At 30.7% G+C, this 3,214-nt stretch carries 2 pseudogenes; one reads left to right on the top strand and one right to left on the bottom strand.

The window, feature by feature from the left end:
- Positions 1 to 1,160 precede the first annotated feature (1,160 nt).
- Positions 1,161 to 2,217: pseudogene (locus tag ACFIKE_RS08895) on the bottom strand (type ISP restriction/modification enzyme); the annotation flags it as partial.
- Between the two features lie 815 nt (positions 2,218 to 3,032).
- Here ACFIKE_RS08895 and ACFIKE_RS08890 point away from each other — a divergent pair.
- A pseudogene (locus tag ACFIKE_RS08890) lies at positions 3,033 to 3,214 on the top strand (L-cystine transporter); the annotation flags it as partial.

Genomic DNA, 3,214 nt, shown 5'->3' with positions numbered 1-3,214 from the left:
TTACGACGGTTGATATCATTTAATTTGGTTATATCAATGGTATATGTGATATTTTTGTTGGTATTGTGTTTCAAATTGTATTGAATGATATGTAGACTACAAGTGGCGTTTCATTCCCCATAAAAGGGTATTGTATGGCATAGCTACACCCGACAAAGTTCTCATATACTAACAAAAGCATAAAAGACAGTCAGTATTTTAAATACATAGAAAAGGCTGTTTCGTAACATATCCAATAATAATCTAGTATTTAGATAACACAATACTATTTATCATCAATAAATATTTTATATTTTTTTATCGTATAAATATTTGTTATATGCTTATCAATTTATTATTTTTTATTATGTAATAATAAAGATATATTATGATATTCATTAAACTACTGCGTTATTTTCTTATCTAGAACATTCACAATATTTATAAATGCTCTCATCATGCGTATTTTTAGTTTTATAACGTATCAGTTGTTTCACTAAATGGTTCTAATGATTTTTGTGGATTTTATTTATAAGGGTCTCTAATTTGAACAACTTTAATAGGCACCGCGCTCTTTATAACCAATGCGTTCATTTGCATTGCGATTATGAAAACCTGCTTTTTTACGCATGCTCTATAGCTATTATATTATTTTATAATCATGGCATCATTTTTCATTTTCATAAGATAAATGATAAAGATGATAATGCGCTTTATTGCCTGTTATGAAAACATCTAAAGAGAGACTGATAATTATAGAGATCAGCAAAATGCCTTTTAATAGATTTGTGTCATTTTTGTCTGTTTTCTGTCAGTAAATTGAACCGACAAAATAGATTATTTTAGTGAGTGATTAAAACAATATCTTATGAAAAGCATGTGATCCTTTAAAGCCATTTCAAAAGATAGTTTCTAGTCATAAAAAATGCTATTAAGGCCATTATGGTTATTGGTTTTGAGGTTTTTGAAGATTTTGAGAGTTTTAGATACCTTCAAAATCTATAAGTAAAATGAATATATAAAGCTATTTTTAAACAGAGCTTTTGAAAACAATAAAGCGATCCTTTTAAGATTGTAGGTAATAAACTTAATAAGATGATTAAGGTTATAGACTGCTGTTTTAAAGCAATACACAAGAGATCTTTATGAGGAGTGTTAACCTCATAAGTCTGTTTGGTTTCTCACACTTCTAATTTTGGTAGTTTCTTAACAATTTTCATTGTTTCTAAACTTACAGTATAACCCTTTGAAACAACTCTAATGGATAAGCAGGGTTACCAATGGTCTCAATAGCATAGCTATTGGCATCATTCACAATGCCAATCTTTTTATCTGTCTTTACACATTGATGCTCCATAACCCTTTCAAAAGCGGGTTTGCCATTAACGATATACTCATAAGCTTCAAGAGGGATGTCAGTCAGTTTTGGATTACCCTTTTTAAAGGTCACAAGATAAGGCTCCACACCTTCATAATTCATGTGCAAGTGATCAAATTCACGCTCTGTGTCACCAATATCCAGAAACCTTCAGCGCGCTTTTTACAAAAGGGATACGAGGCAATTCTTGCATAAATTACGAGCATAGAGAGCACGATAATTTTTTGAATGCAACAATCCGTAAACGTAATAAAATAGATTACCTTTAGTTATGGTCTCACTAAGATAAGCCGCTTTTAAATGCGCTAGTCCCTTATCAGTAATGGCATTACGCCTCTGTAAGCCCGATGTTTTTCTTTCCTTTATTGAATTTGCAAACAAAAGGGATTGTTTCTTATCATGATAGGTTACAGAAGATTCAGCGTTTTGATAAAGATACCGTGGAAAGCATTGACCTGTATCTATTGCATCTAGATTAGGCAAATCCTTAGCTATCAACACAGAAAAAATGCTTCGTGCTCCTATGCCTATAATTTGTATTACGCTATTTTCTACTGCTGGCCCCATAGGGAATATATGTGGTATCTGATAAACTCCATCATTGAAGATACAACTATAATAAAGCCATTGTCGTGTAAAAGCGCGATACGAACTTTGCGTGAGGCATGCCTCTTCAAATTCAAAAACCTTCCTCTTATTAGTTCTTGCTTAACATTATAACTCCAACTTATCTTTTTTACATCTAAAATGACAAAATTAACTACGGCACGTGCACGTATTGTTCGATCAGCATATGGATAGGTATCGTTAAAACCTTTTACACTATTATAAAAAGCAATCATATTATTTATATTTTCTGCCCAAGCTCCGCCCTCCAATGTTGCGGCAGCTCTTGCATTAAGATGTTTCATAAGAGGTATTTCTACTCCTTTCTTATACATTTTTTACCCACACGCCAGCCCCGCTTGTGAGGTGCAAGCAAATGATTTTGATTGATTCAAGATAAACAGGTTTGAAATGAGAGAATATTACGTTATTCGGGACTATCATTCAATATTCAAAACAGTAAATTATCATTATAAATCAATATTTTGTCTTTCAATAGGCATTGTGGCTTTCAAAGCCTTTTTTATGACTATAAAAAATTTGAAAAATAAAAAAGCTTTCCTTGAAAGAAAAGAAAGAATGTATAAAAGGTATTTTCAATAAAATAATTATATTTGAAGTTCTGATCAAAGCTGTTGAGAGTGCAGTCTATGAAATTAGCAAAAGTAGCTTGTTGGTGTATTTTCTAGAAAAATCACGAATGTTCGGTTGTTAATTCATCCTTGCTTGGAAAGCTCGCTTCAGTTCAAATAGCAAAAGAGAGTGGTAAGGACATTTATAGGGTAAGATATGCTGGAATTACCCAGTATTAAGATGCAATGAATATTGTTTATATTTTTCTTTTTTAACTATTTTATGAGAGCGTAAATTTAAAGAATAGGACGATAATTTTATTTATTTTCTTTAAACAATTATTAGTAGATAAAAAATTCTCTTTTAAGCTATAAATTAAAAAAATAATGATTTTTTAAAAGCCTTGTAAGCTTTATAGGTTAATTTTAAATATCATGCATTGATTTTGAATTATGCAGATTATTTATGTCAACCATAATAATAGTGAGCATAGACAATGACATTTAATTTTTTCGTCAATTTATTTCTATTTGTTATTTTTTTATTATTGGTTTCTCAAAGTAAGAAAATGCAATGGAGTCTTTCACTACGTGTTATGCTAGGGCTTATCCTTGGCTTGATTTTTGGAAGTGTTTTGCAGTTTATTTATGGAGAGGGTGAAAGCACTTTATTGAAATC

The organism is Bartonella sp. MU70NMGDW, from assembly GCF_042194085.1.
Taxonomy (GTDB): domain Bacteria; phylum Pseudomonadota; class Alphaproteobacteria; order Rhizobiales; family Rhizobiaceae; genus Bartonella; species Bartonella grahamii.
This window is presented reverse-complemented; position numbering and strand designations above follow the sequence as displayed.